Origin of the sequence: Hymenobacter aerophilus DSM 13606 (assembly GCF_000382225.1) — a bacterium.
In the GTDB taxonomy this organism is placed as follows: Bacteria; Bacteroidota; Bacteroidia; order Cytophagales; family Hymenobacteraceae; genus Hymenobacter; species Hymenobacter aerophilus.
Genome location: NZ_KB907804.1, coordinates 1 through 17,269, shown reverse-complemented (window position 1 = coordinate 17,269; position 17,269 = coordinate 1). Strand labels below are relative to the sequence as shown.

Annotated in this window: 17 protein-coding genes; 8 read left to right on the top strand and 9 right to left on the bottom strand. The window is 63.0% G+C overall.

The annotated features are described in order from the left end of the window. Nucleotides 1-162: 162 nt before the first annotated feature. Nucleotides 163-2,103, top strand: coding sequence for a CocE/NonD family hydrolase (locus H145_RS0104925; protein WP_019947027.1), 1,941 nt, complete (start codon nucleotides 163-165; stop codon nucleotides 2,101-2,103). A 179-nt stretch (nucleotides 2,104-2,282) separates the two neighbouring features. On the opposite strand, the gene H145_RS20025 is transcribed toward H145_RS0104925, so the two are convergent. Beyond that, nucleotides 2,283-2,543, bottom strand: coding sequence for a hypothetical protein (locus tag H145_RS20025; protein WP_019947026.1), 261 nt, complete (start codon nucleotides 2,541-2,543; stop codon nucleotides 2,283-2,285). A 167-nt stretch (nucleotides 2,544-2,710) separates the two neighbouring features. Here H145_RS20025 and H145_RS0104915 point away from each other — a divergent pair, with 167 nt between their 5' ends. Both H145_RS0104915 and H145_RS20020 read left to right on the top strand, forming a co-directional pair. Beyond that, nucleotides 2,711-3,181, top strand: a complete 471-nt coding sequence (locus H145_RS0104915) for a hypothetical protein (protein WP_019947025.1) — start codon at nucleotides 2,711-2,713, stop codon at nucleotides 3,179-3,181. Nucleotides 3,182-3,277: 96 nt separating this feature from the next. Beyond that, nucleotides 3,278-4,447, top strand: a complete 1,170-nt coding sequence (locus H145_RS20020; RefSeq protein WP_019947024.1) for a ribonuclease D — start codon at nucleotides 3,278-3,280, stop codon at nucleotides 4,445-4,447. Nucleotides 4,448-4,536: 89 nt separating this feature from the next. Here the strand turns inward: H145_RS20020 and H145_RS0104905 are convergent, their stop codons facing one another. Both H145_RS0104905 and dtd read right to left on the bottom strand, forming a co-directional pair. Continuing rightward, nucleotides 4,537-4,863 carry a nucleotide pyrophosphohydrolase gene (locus H145_RS0104905; RefSeq protein ID WP_019947023.1) on the bottom strand — a complete coding sequence of 109 codons (327 nt, stop codon included), beginning with the start codon at nucleotides 4,861-4,863 and terminating at the stop codon, nucleotides 4,537-4,539. A 44-nt stretch (nucleotides 4,864-4,907) separates the two neighbouring features. Then, nucleotides 4,908-5,348 carry a D-aminoacyl-tRNA deacylase gene (gene dtd / locus H145_RS0104900; RefSeq protein WP_026351260.1) on the bottom strand — a complete coding sequence of 147 codons (441 nt, stop codon included), beginning with the start codon at nucleotides 5,346-5,348 and terminating at the stop codon, nucleotides 4,908-4,910. Between the two features lie 218 nt (nucleotides 5,349-5,566). Here dtd and H145_RS0104895 point away from each other — a divergent pair, with 218 nt between their 5' ends. After that, nucleotides 5,567-7,087: a hypothetical protein gene (locus H145_RS0104895; protein WP_019947021.1), complete on the top strand. Its 1,521-nt coding sequence runs from the start codon at nucleotides 5,567-5,569 to the stop codon at nucleotides 7,085-7,087. A 173-nt stretch (nucleotides 7,088-7,260) separates the two neighbouring features. On the opposite strand, the gene mltG is transcribed toward H145_RS0104895, so the two are convergent. From mltG to H145_RS0104870, 5 genes are all read right to left on the bottom strand, one after another. Next, nucleotides 7,261-8,295: an endolytic transglycosylase MltG gene (gene mltG / locus H145_RS20015; protein ID WP_019947020.1), complete on the bottom strand. Its 1,035-nt coding sequence runs from the start codon at nucleotides 8,293-8,295 to the stop codon at nucleotides 7,261-7,263. A gap of 145 nt (nucleotides 8,296-8,440) precedes the next feature. Next, nucleotides 8,441-8,803 carry a hypothetical protein gene (locus tag H145_RS0104885; protein ID WP_019947019.1) on the bottom strand — a complete coding sequence of 121 codons (363 nt, stop codon included), beginning with the start codon at nucleotides 8,801-8,803 and terminating at the stop codon, nucleotides 8,441-8,443. A gap of 51 nt (nucleotides 8,804-8,854) precedes the next feature. Continuing rightward, nucleotides 8,855-9,277 carry a roadblock/LC7 domain-containing protein gene (locus H145_RS0104880; protein ID WP_019947018.1) on the bottom strand — a complete coding sequence of 141 codons (423 nt, stop codon included), beginning with the start codon at nucleotides 9,275-9,277 and terminating at the stop codon, nucleotides 8,855-8,857. A gap of 70 nt (nucleotides 9,278-9,347) precedes the next feature. Next, the gene (locus tag H145_RS0104875) at nucleotides 9,348-10,043 is read right to left on the bottom strand and encodes a carboxypeptidase-like regulatory domain-containing protein (RefSeq protein WP_019947017.1); all 696 of its coding nucleotides are present in this window, start codon (nucleotides 10,041-10,043) and stop codon (nucleotides 9,348-9,350) included. Nucleotides 10,044-10,417: 374 nt separating this feature from the next. Further along, nucleotides 10,418-11,905, bottom strand: a complete 1,488-nt coding sequence (locus H145_RS0104870; protein ID WP_019947016.1) for a helix-turn-helix domain-containing protein — start codon at nucleotides 11,903-11,905, stop codon at nucleotides 10,418-10,420. A 269-nt stretch (nucleotides 11,906-12,174) separates the two neighbouring features. Here H145_RS0104870 and aceB point away from each other — a divergent pair, with 269 nt between their 5' ends. Both aceB and aceA read left to right on the top strand, forming a co-directional pair. Beyond that, on the top strand, nucleotides 12,175-13,800 hold the full coding sequence (aceB, locus tag H145_RS0104865; RefSeq protein ID WP_019947015.1) for a malate synthase A: 1,626 nt from the start codon (nucleotides 12,175-12,177) through the stop codon (nucleotides 13,798-13,800). A 167-nt stretch (nucleotides 13,801-13,967) separates the two neighbouring features. Continuing rightward, nucleotides 13,968-15,257: an isocitrate lyase gene (gene aceA / locus H145_RS0104860; RefSeq protein ID WP_019947014.1), complete on the top strand. Its 1,290-nt coding sequence runs from the start codon at nucleotides 13,968-13,970 to the stop codon at nucleotides 15,255-15,257. A gap of 161 nt (nucleotides 15,258-15,418) precedes the next feature. Here the strand turns inward: aceA and H145_RS0104855 are convergent, their stop codons facing one another. After that, nucleotides 15,419-16,141: a 2-phosphosulfolactate phosphatase gene (locus H145_RS0104855; protein WP_019947013.1), complete on the bottom strand. Its 723-nt coding sequence runs from the start codon at nucleotides 16,139-16,141 to the stop codon at nucleotides 15,419-15,421. Between the two features lie 138 nt (nucleotides 16,142-16,279). On the opposite strand from H145_RS0104855, the gene H145_RS24450 reads away from it, so the two are divergent. Both H145_RS24450 and H145_RS0104845 read left to right on the top strand, forming a co-directional pair. Beyond that, nucleotides 16,280-16,666 (top strand): hypothetical protein, encoded by a 387-nt coding sequence (locus H145_RS24450; RefSeq protein WP_019947012.1) that lies wholly within the window; start codon nucleotides 16,280-16,282, stop codon nucleotides 16,664-16,666. Next, nucleotides 16,573-17,238 carry an IS630 family transposase gene (locus H145_RS0104845; RefSeq protein WP_169513163.1) on the top strand — a complete coding sequence of 222 codons (666 nt, stop codon included), beginning with the start codon at nucleotides 16,573-16,575 and terminating at the stop codon, nucleotides 17,236-17,238. Before H145_RS24450 ends, H145_RS0104845 begins: the two co-directional genes overlap by 94 nt. Nucleotides 17,239-17,269 lie beyond the last annotated feature (31 nt).

Below are 17,269 nucleotides of genomic sequence, written 5' to 3'. Positions count from 1 at the left end.
GGGGGTGGTTGACTAGCGTTGGACGACTCCGCAATATCTGGTATCATCGTTCAGGCAGCATCAACCACCCCCAACCCCTCCTTTCCAAGGAGGGGAGCTAGTTTGCTAGCTTCTAAATCTATCTGCTCTTCCTCTCTGCTCCCCACACTTTACCCACCAACCATGCCCCACGCCTACTTCCGCCCCACCCTGCTGGCGGCTCTGCTCACGGCCGGCTGCTTTACAGCTCAGGCCCAGCAGCCCGTTTCGTACCCGCTGCCCTCTGAAACCGATAAGCAGCAGATGGCCCAGCTACTGGCCGATACGCTCTACATTCAGCAGCACTACACCAAAACCGAGTACCGCATTGCTATGCGCGACGGCGTGAAGCTCTACACGGTGGTGTACGCGCCCAACGACGCCGACAAGGTGCGCTATCCGATCATGCTTAGCCGCACGCCCTATGCGGTGGGACCCTACGAGGCGGGCAAGTACAAGAAAAGCCTCGGCCCCAGCTCCACGATGATGCGCGAAGGCTACATTTTCGCCTATCAGGACGTGCGCGGGCGTTACATGTCGGAGGGGGAGTTCGTGAATATGCGGCCCGCCAAGGACGCGCCCAAGGGCAAGAATGATATCGACGAGGGCACCGACACCTTTGACACCATTGAGTGGCTGGTGAAAAAAGGGCCCAAAAACAACGGCCGCGTGGGCCAGTGGGGCATCAGCTACCCGGGTTTCTACACCAGCGTCGGCCTGCTCAGCCGCCACCCGGCCCTCAAGGCGGCCTCGCCCCAGGCCCCGATTGCCGACTGGTTCTGGGACGACTTCCACCACAACGGCGCGTTTTTCCTGCCCCACGCCTTCAACTTCCTGGCCTCGTTCGGGCTGCCGCGGCCCGCGCCCACACCTACCGGCAACCCCGGCTTCAAGCACGGCACGCCCGACGGTTACGACTTCTTTATGAAGCTGGGCCCGCTCAAGAACGCCGATGCCCGCTACTACAAGGGGCAGGTGGCATTCTGGAACGAGATGATGGCCCACCCCAACTACGACGAATTCTGGCAGGCCCGCAACCTGCGGCCCCACCTCAAAAACCTCAATAAGCAAACCGCCGTGCTCACGGTGGGTGGCTTCAACGATGCCGAGGATTTGTTCGGGGCCCTGAAAACCTACGAGAGCATCGAAAAGCAGAACCCCGGCATGCAAAATGGCCTCGTGATGGGGCCCTGGGTGCACGGCGGCTGGGCCCGCGGCACCGGCGAGCTGGTGGGCAACGTGGCCTACGGCGAGTCGCCTTCACTCTACTACCAAAAGGAAATCGAAGCGCCCTTCTTCAAGGCTTATCTGAAAGACAACAAGCGGCCCAATATCCCTGAGGCCACCGTGTTTGAGGGCGGCACCAACCGCTGGCGCACCTTCGATGCCTGGCCCCCCAAGCAGGCCCAGGAGCGCACGATGTACTTCCAGGCCGACGGCAAAATCGGTTTTGAGGCGCCCACTGGCGGCATGGCCGAGTTCGACCAATACATCAGCGACCCGGCCCACCCGGTGCCCGCCAACGAAAACATGGCCACCGGCATGACCCGCGAGTACATGACCGACGACCAGCGCTTCGCCTCGCGCCGCCCCGACGTGCTCACCTACCAGACCGACGTGCTGACCGACGACCTGACGCTGGCCGGCCCCATCGAGGCACTGCTGCAAGTGGCTGCTACCGGCACTGACGCCGACTGGGTGGTGAAAATTATTGATGTGTACCCCAACGACGCGCCCGACAACCCGCGCCTCAACCCCAGCGTGAAACTCGGCGGCTACCAGCAGATGGTGCGTTCGGAGGTGATGCGGGGCCGGTTCCGCAACAGCTTCAGCCAGCCCGAAGCCTTCGTGCCGGGCCAGGTAACGGCCGTGCCCTTCACGGTCCAGGACCTGTGCCACACCTTCCGCAAGGGCCACCGCCTGATGGTGCAGGTACAAAGCAGCTGGTTCCCGATGGTCGACCGCAACCCCCAGACCTTCGTGCCCAACATCAACGAGGCCGATGAAAAGGACTTCCAGACCGCCTTCCACCGCCTTTACCACTCGCCCGCCAAAGCTTCGCAGCTGAAGGTGCGGGTGCTCTGAAGGTGAAATAGTGAGGTGGTGAAATGATGAGTTGACGTGCTGTCATCCTGAGCGGAGCGAAGGACCTGTCCAGAAGCTATTCTCTTTTGATGTTAGCTTCTGGACAGGTCCTTCGCTCCGCTCAGGATGACAGGCCTTTCGAACGTCAACTCACCACCTCACCACCTCACCACCTCACCTTACAACCGGCCTACGTTGCCGTAGTCGGGTTCGGGGATGTGGTGGCGCAGGTCGTGCTTGACCTTTTCGACCACGCCGCGGCCGAAGAGGCTGATGCCGGCGTTGAGCACGAGCAGGGCCCCGGTGCCGGCGGCCACCCACTCGGCGGTTGATTCGCGGCGGCGTTTTTTATCGGCGGCCCATTGCACCAGGCAGGTGCCCAGGCCGATGGCTACGAGGCCGGCCGGAGCGAAGGCCAGCCATTTTTCTTTGTGCGTCATGATAGAGCTACGGATGCGGAATTGAACAGAACGAGCGGGAAGTTGCTAAGATAACCGGCCGCCCGGCTTTTTGGCTACTGCCACCCCTGTAATCGTACCTTTGTGGCGCAAGGTTCCCGTTTTCACGCCCGATTCGCCGTTCTTGTCCGGCGCTACTTTTGCTGCCGATGCCCACTTCCGCCTACCAGCGCCTGCTCGAACTCGCCTTTGCCGAGCCGGCCGCCGCCAGCCAATACCTCACCCCGGCTACCCGCGAGGCCTACCACGCCTTCGGGCAGGCCGCTCCCGCCGACCTGGCCTTTCGCTTCGAGCGGGTGCGCCTGGGCGTAGCCCTGGCCCTGCTGCGGCTGCTGGCCGAGCTGGGCGACCTGGAGGAAGCCCGCCAGGTGCTCGACGTGCTCAAAAACGCGCTGCAGGCCCCCTCAGTAGCCGGTATCGACAAGGCCATGCAGAAAGGCGCCGCCACCTTCGACCGCCTCTACGCCAACCTCTACGTGAACGAAGACGGCGAGCAGGTGCTGCACCTGTTCGAGCGCACCCTCGACGCCGACACCCGGGCCCTGATGGATGACGTAATTGCCGAAGCCCTGCAGCTGGTCCCGACGCTGGACTTCAGCCGCGACGAGGACGACGAGTAGCGGGCACCAGCCCCGCCAACGCTTTGTTTGCCGCTACTTACCTTTACTACCATTGCCCGCCGGCTCGTGCGGGCTTCCATTTTTGCTGATTACTTAATGCCCGATATTCAGTTTATTACGGATGCGGCGGCCGTGGCCGAAGCGGCCCGCCACCTGCACCAAAGCACCCGCATTGCCCTCGACCTGGAGTTCGACGACATGCGCCACCGCTACGGCCGTCACCTGGCCCTGATTCAGGTATTCGATGGCCACACCGTGTATCTCATTGACCCGCTGGAGCTCGAAAACGAGGCTCAGGACCTCGAACCGCTCTGGAGCGTACTGCGCGACCCGGCCATTACCACGGTGTTCCACAGCTGCAAATCCGATATTCTGCTGCTCGATGAGCTCTATGGCGTACACGTGCGCAATATTGTGGATACCAGCGTGCAGCACACGCTGCTGGCCGAGGCCGACAACAACATCTCGCTAGGCCGCCTGATTCAGGAGGAACTGGGCCTGGAGGTAGACAAGGGCGAGCAGAAGTCGAACTGGCTCAAGCGCCCCCTCACCGAGGCCCAGAAGCAGTACGCGGCCAACGACGTGCTCTACCTGTTCGAGCTGACTGACCGCCTCAGTGCCAAGCTGGCTGCCCTGGGTCGCACGGCCTGGGCCGAGCAGGAAAACCACGCCCTCGAAGAAGTGCGCTACTCGCGCGATGAGCGCCCGTACATGCGCCTGGCCGGCAAATACCGCATTCAGCCCGCCGAGCTGCCAATGTTCCGCGACCTGTTTCTGCTGCGCGATGAGGTGGCCCGCCACATCGACCGGCCCTCGTACATGATTGCCAGCAACGACCGGCTGGCTGAACTTACGCGCCTGCCCGTTACCAGCACCGGCCACCTGCGCAACGTCAACGGCCTGCACCCCGAACTCAAGCGCGGCACCTTCGCCGACCGCCTCGTGGCCCTGAGCCAGGAAGACCGGGCGCCCGAGCCGCCGCTGCCCGCCGACCGCCGGGGCTTCCCCTCGCGCCGCCGCCTGAGCGGGGCCAAAGCCGCCGAAGCCGACGCCCGCGAAGCCCTGCTCACCACCCTCAAAACCCACCTGGCCGCCGACCGAAGCCCCATCATGGCCAACCTCGTGCTCAGCAACCGCCTCATCAACGACATCATCGAGCAGGGCGCCGACCAGGTTCTGCGCCCCTGGCAGCACCAGCTTCTTACCGAAACCGCCCAGAAGCACAATCTGGATTTCGCAAGCGTAGCCGGGCCGTTTGAGAGGTAAAAATCTTACGGGATAATGAAAGGCAAAGGCATCAATCTGGGCGCAATCTCCAACTGCGCTCAGATTGATGCCTTTTTTACTAATCTTTGTTACTGCAGCTTCTCGTTGTTCTTATGCCGCATGGCGTCGCGCTGGGTTTTCTTGGCCAGGTTGCGGTGCAGGGCGTCGGTCAGGTCGATGCCGGTTTGGTTGGCCAGGCAGATTACCACGAACAGCACGTCGGCCAGCTCATCGGCCAATACCTTGTCCTTGTCGGATTCCTTGAACGACTGCTCGCCGTACTGCCGGGCGATGATGCGGGCTACCTCGCCCACTTCCTCCGTGAGCATGGCCATGTTGGTCAGCTCGTTGAAATACCGGATGCCGGTGGTCGTAATCCACGCATCTACGGTTTGCTGGGCTTCTTCGATGGTCATAGATTGGGAATTTGAGAGGGTGATGGTGCCAGGCCCGGCCAAAATTAACTGTCGAGCACGATGGTTACCGGGCCGTCGTTGAGCAACTCCACCTGCATGTCGGCCCCGAACTCGCCGGTGGCCACGGGCCGGCCCAGCAGTCCGGCTACCAGGGCCACGAACTGCTCGTAGAGTGGCACGGCCAGCGGCGGCGGGGCGGCCCCGATGTAGCTGGGGCGGTTGCCTTTGCGGGTATCGGCCAGCAGCGTAAACTGGCTGACGACCAGCACCTCACCTCCCACATCCAGCACCGAGCGGTTCATTTTGCCTTCGTCGTCGGCGAAGATGCGCAGCTGCACCATTTTGCGGGCCAGCCGGTCGAGGATGGCCGCGTCATCGTCGGGCGCGAAACCGGCCAGCACGAGCAGTCCGGGGCCAATCTGGCCGGTAACGCGGCCTTCCACAGTAACGCGAGCGTGGCGGACGCGCTGAAGTACTAGTCGCATAAGTGGTGAGTAGTGAGTAGTGAGTAGTGAGTAGTGAGTAGTGAGTAGTGAGTAGTGAGTAAAAGTACGGCTGTCATCCTGAGCGGAGCGAAGGACCTGTACAGAAGGTAGTATCAAGTAATAGCTTCTGTATAGGTCCTTCGCTGCGCTCAGGATGACAAATGCTCAGGATGACAGTCGTACTTTTACCTAATTAATCCTGCCCCAGCCAGCGCCGCTTGAACACCAAGCTCACCATTTTACCAGCTCACTACCTCGCCCTGGCGTTGCTGCTATTGGTGCCCGTGCGCCTGCACGGCCTCACCCAGATGGCCCTGCCCGATTACGACTCGGTGCGCAACTGGCAGATTGTGCAGGAAGTAGCGGCCGGCGACCTGCGCCACCTGTTCCGGCACGGCAGCCCGCTATTTATGCTGCTCTATGCCCCGGTGTCTTGGTTTACGGCTGATTACCGGGTGTTTCTGGTGCTCAATGCGCTGCTGGCTGTGGCGGCCGTGGGTTTGCTGGCCGCCTTTGTAGCCCGGCAAACCCGGCTGCCGGGCTGGCAAACCGGCCTGCTCACGCTGCTGATGGGCACGGCCACCTTCCTCACCTACGGCGGCCGCGACTTTACGATGAGTGCCGGTAGCCTGCTGTGCTTTGCCGGGCTGCTGGCCGCCTACTACCGCCGCCTCCGGGAGCCCGGTTCCGCCACGCTGTACCGGGCGGCCATCTGGCTGATGCTGGGCCTGAGCTTCAACTACAAGTTCCTGCTGGTGCTGCCCATTCTGGCCGTACTGGAATGGTGGCAGGCCGATGGGCTGCTGCTGCAACGGGGCCGATGGTGGCGGGTGGGCGCGCTGCTGGCCACGCCGTTTGTGGTGCTGAGCGCGGTGGGCTGGCTGGCGGGCCTGCGCTGGTATGCCTGGGTGGCGGTGTACTACAACGTGCTATTCCCGGGCGCCGGCAACGCCGCCGGCCGCACCGCCACGCTCCACCTCGATTTGCTGTACTACTTCCGTTTCCTGCTCGATTTCGAGTCTTGGCTGGTGTGGGTGGGGCTGCTGGGGCCGCTGGCGCTGCTGGGGCGGCAGTGGCGAACGGGCCGCCTCGGCCGGGGCCGGCCGCTGCCCTTCGAGCTGTACCTGGCCGTATGGGGCTGGTGTTTGCTGGCGGGCATGTCGCTGCTGCTGAAGGCGCCGCGGGGGCTACTGTGGGCCTACGGGCTCTGGTACGCGCTGGGTTTACTGATGCTGGCGCAATCGTGGCGCGGCCGGCGGCTGCCAGGCCCGGTGCTGGCCGCGCTGCTGCTGGCGGCGCTGGTCGGCAACTTCTACCGCCTTCAGCGCGAAGTGTACGCGTACGTTCGCCCTACCAGCTACCCGGCCGTGGCCGCGTGGCTGGCGGCGCACCACGGCAGCGGCCCCGTGGCCAGCACCGTTGGGCTGGGCCTCGCCCCCTTCCGCCCCGATACGGTGCGTTCCATAACGAGCCAGCAGGTCCTACCCGCCCTGGCCCGCCAAGGCTACCGCTACGTGCTGCTCGATGCCTACTGGCGCGTAACCAATGTGCCGCAGTTCGATTCGCTGCGCCACCGCCCGCCGCTGGCCGCCTGGCCCGAGCCCGCCCTCACCTCGCCCCTGCTCTTTCTGGAGCACTCCGAATACACCGGCCTCAGCTACCAGCAAACCCTGCACCGGCAGCAGCAGGCCCGCCAGGATTCGGCCCAGCTGCGGGTATATGAGGTGAGTAGTGAGTAGTGAAGGAACGTCATTGCGAGCGGAGCGAAGCAATCTGTTCGTACAAAATGACAAGCCCAGATAAGCGGAAAGCTCCGGCTGTCGGCACGGACAATGGGGCTTTCAGCTTGTCAGGGCTTCGCTCATTGCCCCGCCGGATTGCTTCGCTCCGCTCGCAATGACACTTCCTTTTCTCACCGCTTCACCCCCAGACTATCCAGGCGGCGCTGGTAGCGGCGGGCGTTCTGCAGGTGCTCGGCGTAGGTTTCGGCGAAGTCGGAGAAGCCGCTGCCGTCGGGGCGGGCGACGAAGAACACGTAGTTGTGGCGCGTGGGGCGCAGCACGGCGTCGAGGCTCTGGCGGTTGGCCGACGTGATGGGGCCGGGCGGCAGGCCTTTGTGCTTGTAGGTGTTGTAGGGCGAATCCACCAGCTTATCCTTGTTGAGTACCCGCTTCACGCCAAAATTACCGATGGCCCAGAGCAGCGTGGGGTCGGCCTGCAGACGCATGCCTTTGCGCAGGCGGTTGAGGTAGGCGCCGGCAATAATCGGTTTGTCGGTGGGCTTGGCCGTTTCGCGCTGCACGATGCTGGCCAGCACGTGCACCTGGGTGGGCGAGAGGCCCAGCGAATCGGCCCGGCGGCGCCGCTCGGGCGTCCAGAACCGGGCGTAGGTGGCGGCGGCCGAATCGAGCAGCTGCGGGGCCGAGGAGTTCCAGAGCAGGCGGTAGGGCCCCGGCAGAAAAAGCGTGAGCACGGTGGTAGTGTCGAGCTGGTAGCGGCGCTGCAGGTAGGCGTTGTCGTTCAGCAGGCGGCGCAGACTCGCCGAGTCGGCCTCGAAGGCGCGGGCCAGCTGCCGGGCCAGCTGGGGCTTGTATTTGAAGGCGTTCAGGGTGAAGGCCACCGTATCCTGCTCGCCGCGGGCCAGCATCTGCACCAGGGCCCGGTTGCCCATGCCGGGCCGCAGCTGGTAGCGCCCCGGCCGCACCTGCTGCGGGTAGTTGTACCAGCGGGCCACCCGGTCAAACGTCTGCTCGTCCTGCAGCAGCTCGTAGTGGCGCAACGAATCGAGCACTGCCCCATAATCTGCCCCCGTACCAATGTACAGGTAGGCCGGCCCAAAGGCCGACTCGCGCACGTTGGGCCGCTGCAGCAGCCACCACGCGGCGCCCAGCCCCGCCAGAATCAGCAGGCCGCAGGTCAACAGAACGATAAGCCAGGTTTTGCGCAAAGTGCAGGAGTGAGAGCGAAGATGGGGCGGATTGCAGTGCAAAGAAACAGTATTTGCGCTGGGCCACATCGGCCTGGGGCCAACAAAGAAGTCCTGCCTCCCCAACGGGCGGCAGGACTTTCAGACTTCGTTGAAGTCGGCAGCCTTAGTTGAGCGAGGCCGAGTGCGCCTTCATGATCTGGCGGGCCTGGGCCAGGTTGGTGTCGCGCGAGTTCACGGCCAGATAGATGAATTTCGAGCCGTCGGCCGACAGCTTGAGCAGGTGCAGCTGGTCGGTGAGCGTGAGCAGGATGTCCTGCACGGTCTGGTTCAGCTTCAGGGCCTGAATGGCTTTGAGCTTGGCCTTTACCACTTCGGTATTGTAAGCGGCGGCCGTTTCGATGTCGAAATCGGCGATGTTGGTGTGCGAAGCCAGGGGCATGCCGGTTTCGGTTTCCACTACGGCTACGGCCAGCAGCGTGGGCAGCTCGCCCACAATACCCTGAATGGTGTCTTTAGGAGTTGACATTAGGTGCTATGATAATGAGGTTGAAAAAAAGTTGATTAAAAAAAGAGGTGGTCACTCCACGCACCGGCGCATGATATCCTTGGCCAGGCCCAGGTTGGCGTCGGTGGTGCTCACGACCAGCAGGCAGTAGCGCTGCCCGTTGGCAAGCGGATACAGCAGGTGTAGCTGCTCGTCGAGCAAAACCGAAACATCGGTCAGGGGGCCACCGGGCCAGGCCTTGCGGGCCAGTGCTTCCTGCATGGAACGCAAAGCCCGGGCGTAGCGCAGACTGACGTGGTTGGGGTTGTAGCTGCTATGAACGGTGTAGGAAGCAATGATTTTACCTGATTGTACATCCACTACGCAACTCATCAGCAACTCCGGCAGCTCCCGCAGCAGCCCTTCCAGGATGGTGCTGGCCTGCCGGCCGGCCTCGTCGGGCACGGCTACCGTAATTTTCCGGACCTGTAGCCGGTTGAAAAAGGGGAAGTTCATGAACCCAGGGGAATGGGGCAGGTTTTTCTACCTTTTCGACAGTTGAGCCTACCAGCCAGTACCGGCAGGCTTAGAAAAGCCACCAGCGGCGCTTGGCCTGCTCTTTGGCGCGCGGTAGCAGCGTTACGTTGTGGGTAGCGGCGCGGCCGCGTACAGCCACTTCCTCTTCCCGGTAGCCGCCGTAGCCGTACTGCAGCTGCGAGGCGCGGTTGGCCGGAATCAGCAGGGTGTAATTGCCGTTGGCGTCGGTGCTCACGCCGCGCTTGTTCAGTTTGTCGAGCACGGTGGCGCCCACCAGCGGGCGGCCGTTCTCGTCCAGAATGCGGCCGCGGAGCGTGGTGAAGGCCACGGCGGCAGCCTCCGCTTCGGCCGGAGCAACTGCCGCGTCGAGGGTAGTCGGTACTTCGGTAGGCAGGTTATCGGTAGGCAGATTTTCGGTAGGCAGGTTGGTGCCGGCAAACACGGCGCCGCCAATCAGCAGGCCCAGCATGGCAATGCTGCCGGCGCGCTTGCGGAACCGCGCGGGCTCGGTCCGGATCAACTCGAACTGCTGCTGCAGCCAGCCCACCGGCCGCACCTGATGGCCTTGCTGTTTCATGGTATAGAAGCGCTGGAAAGCAGCGTCGCCGTACTCGGGGTTGGCCTTCAGATAAGCATCGACCAGTTCGGTGTTCTTGCCCGACAAGTCGCCGCGCAGGTAGGCGTCGCGGTGAGCGGACAGCAGCTCGCCGGTAACCGGGTGAAAGGGATGGGTAGTAAGTACCATAAAGGGAAAAATGGTTAGGTGAAAAGAGAGTAAGAAGGTGTATTGACAGCAGTATTAAGCATTCTAAATATATCGAGCTTATATCACATTGACAATACAATGTTACAGAGGTAAGATACCTGGCACAAGATTATTCGCCCAACCCCTCTATTTATGCGGTAGATCCTCCATCCTCCCCGTTCAAAATTCCAAATTCTCAATCCCTGACTTATCATCCAGTAGCATCGTTCTACCAATGGGGGAACCTTTTCTATAAGTGGGACCACTATTCCATTACTTAGCGGCAGCCGTTAGCTGGTGCGGGCCCACTCCATGTTTTTCGCTGCCTTGTAGGCTACTGCTTTATCGGCCCAGTTAGCTTCCACTAACCCACCTCACGCCTCGTTCACCAGCGCCGCCACGGCGGCCTGCAGCTCCTGCTGGCGCTGGCGGCGCTCCACTTCCAGGGGGGCGGCGGCGCGCACTTCGCAGTCGGGAATGGTGCACCGCTCGCAGGTTTCGTTTACTTCCTTGGTGATGATGGTGGGGTCGGTTACGAAGCGGATTTTCTGGCTCAGCGTATCGTCGCAGAGCAGGCCCACGGTGACGCTCACGGCCGGCTCGGTGGCCGTGCCGGCCCGGGCCAGCGTCAGGCACAGGTACTCGTCGCCGTTGGGGTAGCGCGAGCGTTGGGCGCCGAGCGTGTAAGCGGGCCCTTCGGCGGCCGGGGGCTGCTGGCGCAGCTCGGCCAGCAGGCGCACCGAAATCCAGCGGCGGCAATAGTGCTCGTGCAGCTCGTTGCCGTGGGGGTTGTGCAGGCGCGAGAGATGCAGCTCCTTGGTCAGGCGGTAGTCGGCCGAGGCGTTGGCCTGGTCGAAGCGCAGGAAAAACAGGCTCTGTAGCCCGAAATGGCGCGGTAGCAGGTTGGTGATGCGCTGCATAAACATCTCCGGCGACACGTCGTAGCGCGTGAGCAGGGCCAGCAACGCGGCCGGCTCCCAGGTGGGGGCCGCGAACAGGGCCGTCAGGTCGCGCACCAGCGTTTCTTCGTCCATGAGCAGGGCCCCGGCGAAGTATGAGGCCTTGAAGTTGTTGAGCACCTCCTCGAACGAGCGGACCGGAAACGAGGCATTCACATAGGGTCGGTCTTTGAGGCCCAGGTAGTTGAAGGCCACCTCGCGGCCCAGCACGAAGCCCTCCTGGGCCCCGCTCAGGCCCTGGCGCAGCAACAGCCGCCGCGACTTGGGCTGGAATACCGACCGCAGCCGCCCTAAGTGGGCGTACTCGGCCAGCCCGCTCCGGTCGAGGGTGTAGCCGTATTGCTCAGTGAGCACCCGCTCCAGCCCGCTCCGGTCAAATGACTCAGTGGTGGCCAAACCATGCTCCACTACAAAGGTGCGGGCATCCTGCTCCAGCTCCTCGAAATAGTTGTCGTGCATCTCCTGAAAAGAGCGCAGCGCGGCCAGGAAGAAGTTTTCCTGGCGCATCTCGTAGTTGCGCGCAATTTCAAACAGCGTGCTGATGAAGGCGTTCATCTTGGCCGGCGCGTTGGCAATCAGCTCCACGATGCGCAGTGGGTCGAGCCCGAACATCTCCAGCGGAAACTCCTTGAGCAAATCTGACTGTAGTAACTCCGAAATGGGTTCCAGCCGCCGGCTCAGCGTCAGCGACACGAGCTGGTCGTAGCTCACGCCCAGCACCTTGCTCAAACTCAGAATCTTGTCGGCCTTGGGGTACTTCTTGCCCTTCTCAATCTCGTTGAGGTAGGACACCGACACGTCGCAGGCCCGCGCCATTTCGGCGGGCGTCAGGCCCCGCTCCTGCCGCAATTCGCGCAGCTTGAGGCCAAAAATCAAGCGAACAACCTGGCCGTGGCTCAGCATAAGGGTACTGGTAACATAGTGAAATGAGGGGCCGGCCGCGCACTATACCAGCCAATTCAATGCCTTGGCGGCACTGTTGCTTCTATAGAACTCCGTTAGCCGACTGGTGCAATGTGGCATTGCAGTCCGTCTGAAGCGCGTAAAGGTACAGTTTTGCGACCCCTCTTAAAAATTGGCGAATATTCGCTTGTTTGATAAAATTCGCTTTTATACATTTGATGCACTGCCCCCGGGCAGCTTTCCTATCGTCTACCTCAACTCCGCTACGCATGTCGCCTTTCGCCGAGCCCCAGACCCTGGCCCCCACCTACCGCACTCCCGAGCGGGTGCGGGTAACGGGCGAATACTCGCCCGCCTACGCCGAAATCCTGACGCCCTCGGCCCTGGCCTTCGTGGCCGAGCTGCACCGCCGCTTCGAGCCCACCCGCCGGGCGCTGCTACAGCGCCGCCAGGAGCGGCAGCAGCAACTGGCCGCCGGCGAGGCCTTCGACTTTCTGCCCGAAACCAAGCTGCTGCGCGAAAAGCCCTGGACCGTGGCCCCGCTGCCCGCCGACCTGCTCGACCGGCGGGTGGAAATAACCGGCCCCACCGAGCGCAAAATGATTATCAATGCCCTGAACTCGGGGGCCAAAGTCTTTATGGCCGACCTCGAAGATTCGACTTCGCCCACCTGGGCCAACGTAGTGGAGGGCCAGCGCAACCTGCGCGACGCCGTGCGCCGCACCATTGCCATCAGCACGCCCCAGAAGGAGTACCGGCTCAACGAGCAAACCGCCGTGCTCATGGTGCGCCCCCGCGGCTGGCACCTGCTCGAAAAGCACCTGCTGGTGGATGGCGAGCCGGTGAGTGCTTCGCTGTTCGACTTTGGCCTCTACTTCTTCCACAACGCCCACGAGCTCTGTGCCCGCGGCACGGCCCCCTACTTCTACCTGCCCAAACTGGAGAGCCACCTCGAAGCCCGTCTCTGGAACGACGTGTTCGGCTTCGCGCAATGGTCGCTGAAAATGCCCAAGTGCACCATTAAAGCCACGGTGCTGATTGAGACGCTGCCGGCCGCTTTCGAGCTGAACGAGATTCTGTGGGAGCTGCGCGAGCACTCGGCGGGCCTCAACTGCGGCCGCTGGGATTACATTTTCAGCTACATCAAGCGGCTGGGGCTGGGCGCCGAACACCGCTTGCCCGACCGCGCGGCCGTGACGATGACGGTGCCGTTTATGAGCGCCTACTCGCAGCTGGTGGTGCAAACCTGCCACCGCCGCGGCGTGCACGCCATGGGCGGCATGGCGGCCCAGATTCCCATCAAAAACGACCCCGAGGCCAACGAGCGGGCCCTCGAAAAAGTCCGCCTGGACAAGGTGCGCGAGGCCCGCGCCGGCCACGACGGCACCTGGGTGGCCCACCCCGGCCTGGTGCCGGTGGCGCTGGAGGTCTTCAACGAGCTGATGCCCCAGCCCAACCAGATCGACAACAAGCGCGACGATGTGCAGGTAACGGCCCAGGATTTGGTGCAGGCCCCCACGGGCGACATCACCGAAGCCGGCCTGCGCCTCAACCTCGACGTGGCCGTGCGCTACCTCGAATCGTGGCTGCGGGGCAACGGCTGCGTCCCGATTCACCATCTGATGGAGGACGCCGCCACCGCCGAAATTTCGCGGGCCCAGGTATGGCAGTGGCTGCACACGCCCGGCACCCAGCTGGCCGACGGCCGCCCACTCACCACGGAGCTGTACCGCGAGCTGCTGCCCGCCCAGCTCGAAGCCATCCGCCAGGAAATCGGCGACGAACTCTATGCGCAGGGCAAGTACCTCGAAGCCGCCCGCCTCTTCGACCGGCTGGTGATGAGCGAGCAGTTCATCGAGTTCCTGACCCTGCCCGCCTACGAGCAGCTGACGTAGCAGGCCGGCAGGTTAGAACGGTGTAGGGGCGGGGCTTGTCCCCGCCCCTACACCGTTCAACTTTCCCTTCAACTTTTCCGGGTTTTCCTCCCCGGGGCAAAGCACTGCTTTTGCCCCAGCCAGCCTCGCTTTGCCCATACTTTTCACTTTTCTCAACCCCTACCGCCATGAATAAGCAGCAACGCATTTCCGCCATTGAACAGGATTGGGCCACGAATTCGCGCTGGCAGGGCATCATCCGGCCTTACACTGCCGCCGACGTGCTGAAGCTGCGTGGCTCGGTGGATATTGAATACTCGCTGGCCCGGCAGGGCGCCGAGCGGCTGTGGCAGTTGCTGCACTCCGAGCAGTATGTGGCCGGGCTGGGCGCGCTTACCGGCAACCAGGCCGTGCAAGAGGTGCAGGCCGGCCTCAACGCCATCTACCTCTCGGGCTGGCAGGTGGCGGCCGACGCCAACAACTCGGGCCAGATGTACCCCGACCAGAGCCTCTATCCCGCCGACTCGGTGCCGGCCGTGGTGCGCCGCATCAACAACGCCCTGCTGCGCGCCGACCAGATTCAGAGCGTGTCGGGCGAGGGCGAGGTCCACTGGCTGGTGCCCATTGTGGCCGATGCCGAGGCCGGGTTCGGGGGCAACCTGAACGCGTTTGAACTGATGAAGATGATGATTGAGGCCGGGGCCGCCGGCGTGCATTTTGAAGACCAGCTTTCCTCAGCCAAGAAGTGCGGCCACCTCGGCGGCAAGGTGCTCGTGCCCACCCAGGAGGCCATCAACAAGCTGGTAGCCGCCCGCCTGGCCGCCGACGTGCTGGGCGTGCCCACCCTGGTAGTGGCCCGCACCGACGCCGACGCCGCCGACCTGCTCACCTCCGACATCGACCCACGCGACCAGCCCTTCGTGCTCGAAGAGGCCGAGCGCACCTCCGAGGGCTTTTTCCGGGTGCGCTGCGGCCTGGAGGCCGGCATTGCCCGCGGCCTGGCCTACGCCCCCTACGCCGACCTCATCTGGATGGAAACCTCGCACCCCGATCTGGAGCAGGCCCGCCAGTTCGCCGAAGCCATCCACGCCCAGTTCCCCGGCAAGCTGCTGGCCTATAACTGCTCGCCTTCGTTCAACTGGGCCGCCAAGCTCAGCGTAGCCGAAATGGAAACCTACCGCGAAGAGTTGGCCGCCATGGGCTACAAGTTCCAGTTTATCACGCTGGCCGGCTTCCACGCCCTCAACACCAGCATGTTCGAGCTGGCTACGGCCTACCGCGAGCGGGGCATGGCGGGCTACTCGGAGTTGCAGGAGCGTGAGTTTGCTCTCCAGAAAAAGGGCTTTAAGGCCGTCAAGCACCAGAGCTTCGTGGGCACCGGCTACTTCGACGCCGTGCAGAACGTGGTAACCGCCGGCCGCTCCAGCACCGGCGCCCTGGTCGGCAGCACCGAGGAAGCGCAATTCAATAATCACTGATTGATCACGAATTAGCGCGGATTTTAGCGGATTTCACGGATTTTGTAGACGGTGTGGTCGGCGCGACTAGCACGTTCGATTAGCCGTGCATCCACAAAAACACAAAGGCCACCTCAACTGAGGTGGCCTTTTTCAATCGTCTACAAAATCCGTGAAATCCGCTAAAATCCGTGCTCATCCGTGATCTGGCCATTTCTGAATACCGGCACAAGGTCGTACTCGTCCTGGCGGATGCAGAAGGCCATGTCCTGGTGGGCTTCGAGGTGGTTGAGGCGGCGTACGTGGGCCGAGCGGAGCAGGTAGCCGCCCAAGTCGGGCTCGGCGGCGGCCCACAGGTCGAGGGCGGCCAGCGTAGCGTCGGAGGCGGTAGTATCGAAATCGGACTGCAACCGGGCGGCCAGGGCCCCGCCGAACAGGGTGTCTTCGAGGCAGAAAAGGCCCTTCCAGCCGGCGCAGACGATGACGACGTCCTTGTTCAGATGGCGCAGGTGGTCGGCCACGGCCCCCAGGTTGAGGAAGGCACCCACCACGATTTTATCGGCGGCAGCCGACAAATGCAGAGCGCGGGTGCCGTTGGTGGTGGTGAGGGCCACCGCCCGGCCCGCCACGGCCACCTTCCCATCGAGGTAGCCGAAGGGCGAATTGCCCAAATCCACGCCCTCAGCCTGGCGGCCGTCGCGCTCGGCGGCCGTCAGGTAGCCCTGCGCCGCCTGGGCCCGGCACTCGTCCAGCTCGCTGAACGGCACGATATGCGTGACGCCCGCCGCCAGCGCCGTGACGATGCTGGAGGTGGCCCGCAGCACATCCACCACCACAGCCACTTTGCCTTTCAGGTTGTAGAGCGGCAGCAGTTCGGGCGAGAAACAGATGTCGAGCTTGGGCATGGGTTGAAGAATTATGAATTTTGGATTATGAATTTTGAATTCTTGTGGGCGGACCGTTACTGAATTGTGCCAATTCATAATTCATAATTCATATAGCGGTTTCGTAAACGGTTTACCATCTGTTATGGTTGACCAGTGATGAAACCCTACTCGCTCGATTTGCGCACCCGCGTGGCCGCCGCCAGCGCGGAGCCTCACACGACCCGCCAACAGGTAGCTGACCGCTTCGGCGTGAGTTACTCGTTTATTACTAAGTTGCTCGCTCATCAACACCAAACCGGCTCGCTCCAGCCCAAACCCGCTCGTGGCGGTGTCGAGCGCTTGCTCTCGGCCGACGATCAAGCCTGGCTCGTGGCCTATGTGGGGGAGCACGCCGATGCCACGCTCAGCGAGTTGAACCAGGCCTGGCAGGCATATTCGGGCCGGTCCGTGTGCCAGACCTGTATCTGGGATGTGTTGGAGGAGCACAACTTGCGCCGCAAAAAAAAAGCCAGCACGCCACTGAGCGCGACACGCCGCGGGTGAGGACGGCGCGCGCCGCACACGTAGTCAGCGTGTGCACCCGCCCCGACGTGGCCCGCTTCCACTTTCTCGACGAGACGGCCCTGCGCTTGGACTATGGCCGCCGCTATGCCCGGGCTCCGGGCGGGCAACGGGTAGGCGGGGCCAGCCCGCTGCAGCGGGGCAAGGCGCTGACGCTGATCGGGGCGTTGTCGGTGCGGGGGCTGCAGGCCGTGCAAGTGCTGGATGGGGCGCTCAATCAGCAGCGCTTCGCTTGGTACATCACGCAGTGTCTGGCCCCCGGCTTACGGGCAGGCGACGTGGTGGTGCTCGATAATGCGTCCGCTCATAAGCTGAGCGGGGTAAAACAGTGGCTGGCCGAGCGGGGCGTGGAGCTGTTGTTTCTGCCGCCCTACTCGCCCGACTTCAGTCCCGTGGAGCAGGCCTGGAGCAAACTCAAAACCAAGTTGCGCACGGCGCAGGCCCGCACCCGTAAGGCCTTAACCGACGCGCTGCAAGACGCCGTACACTGGATTACCAGCGCCGATGCACGGAGCTGGTTTGACCACTGCGGCTATCATACCACACCCGCCTGAAGTTTGGTAAACCGTTCACGAAACCGCTATA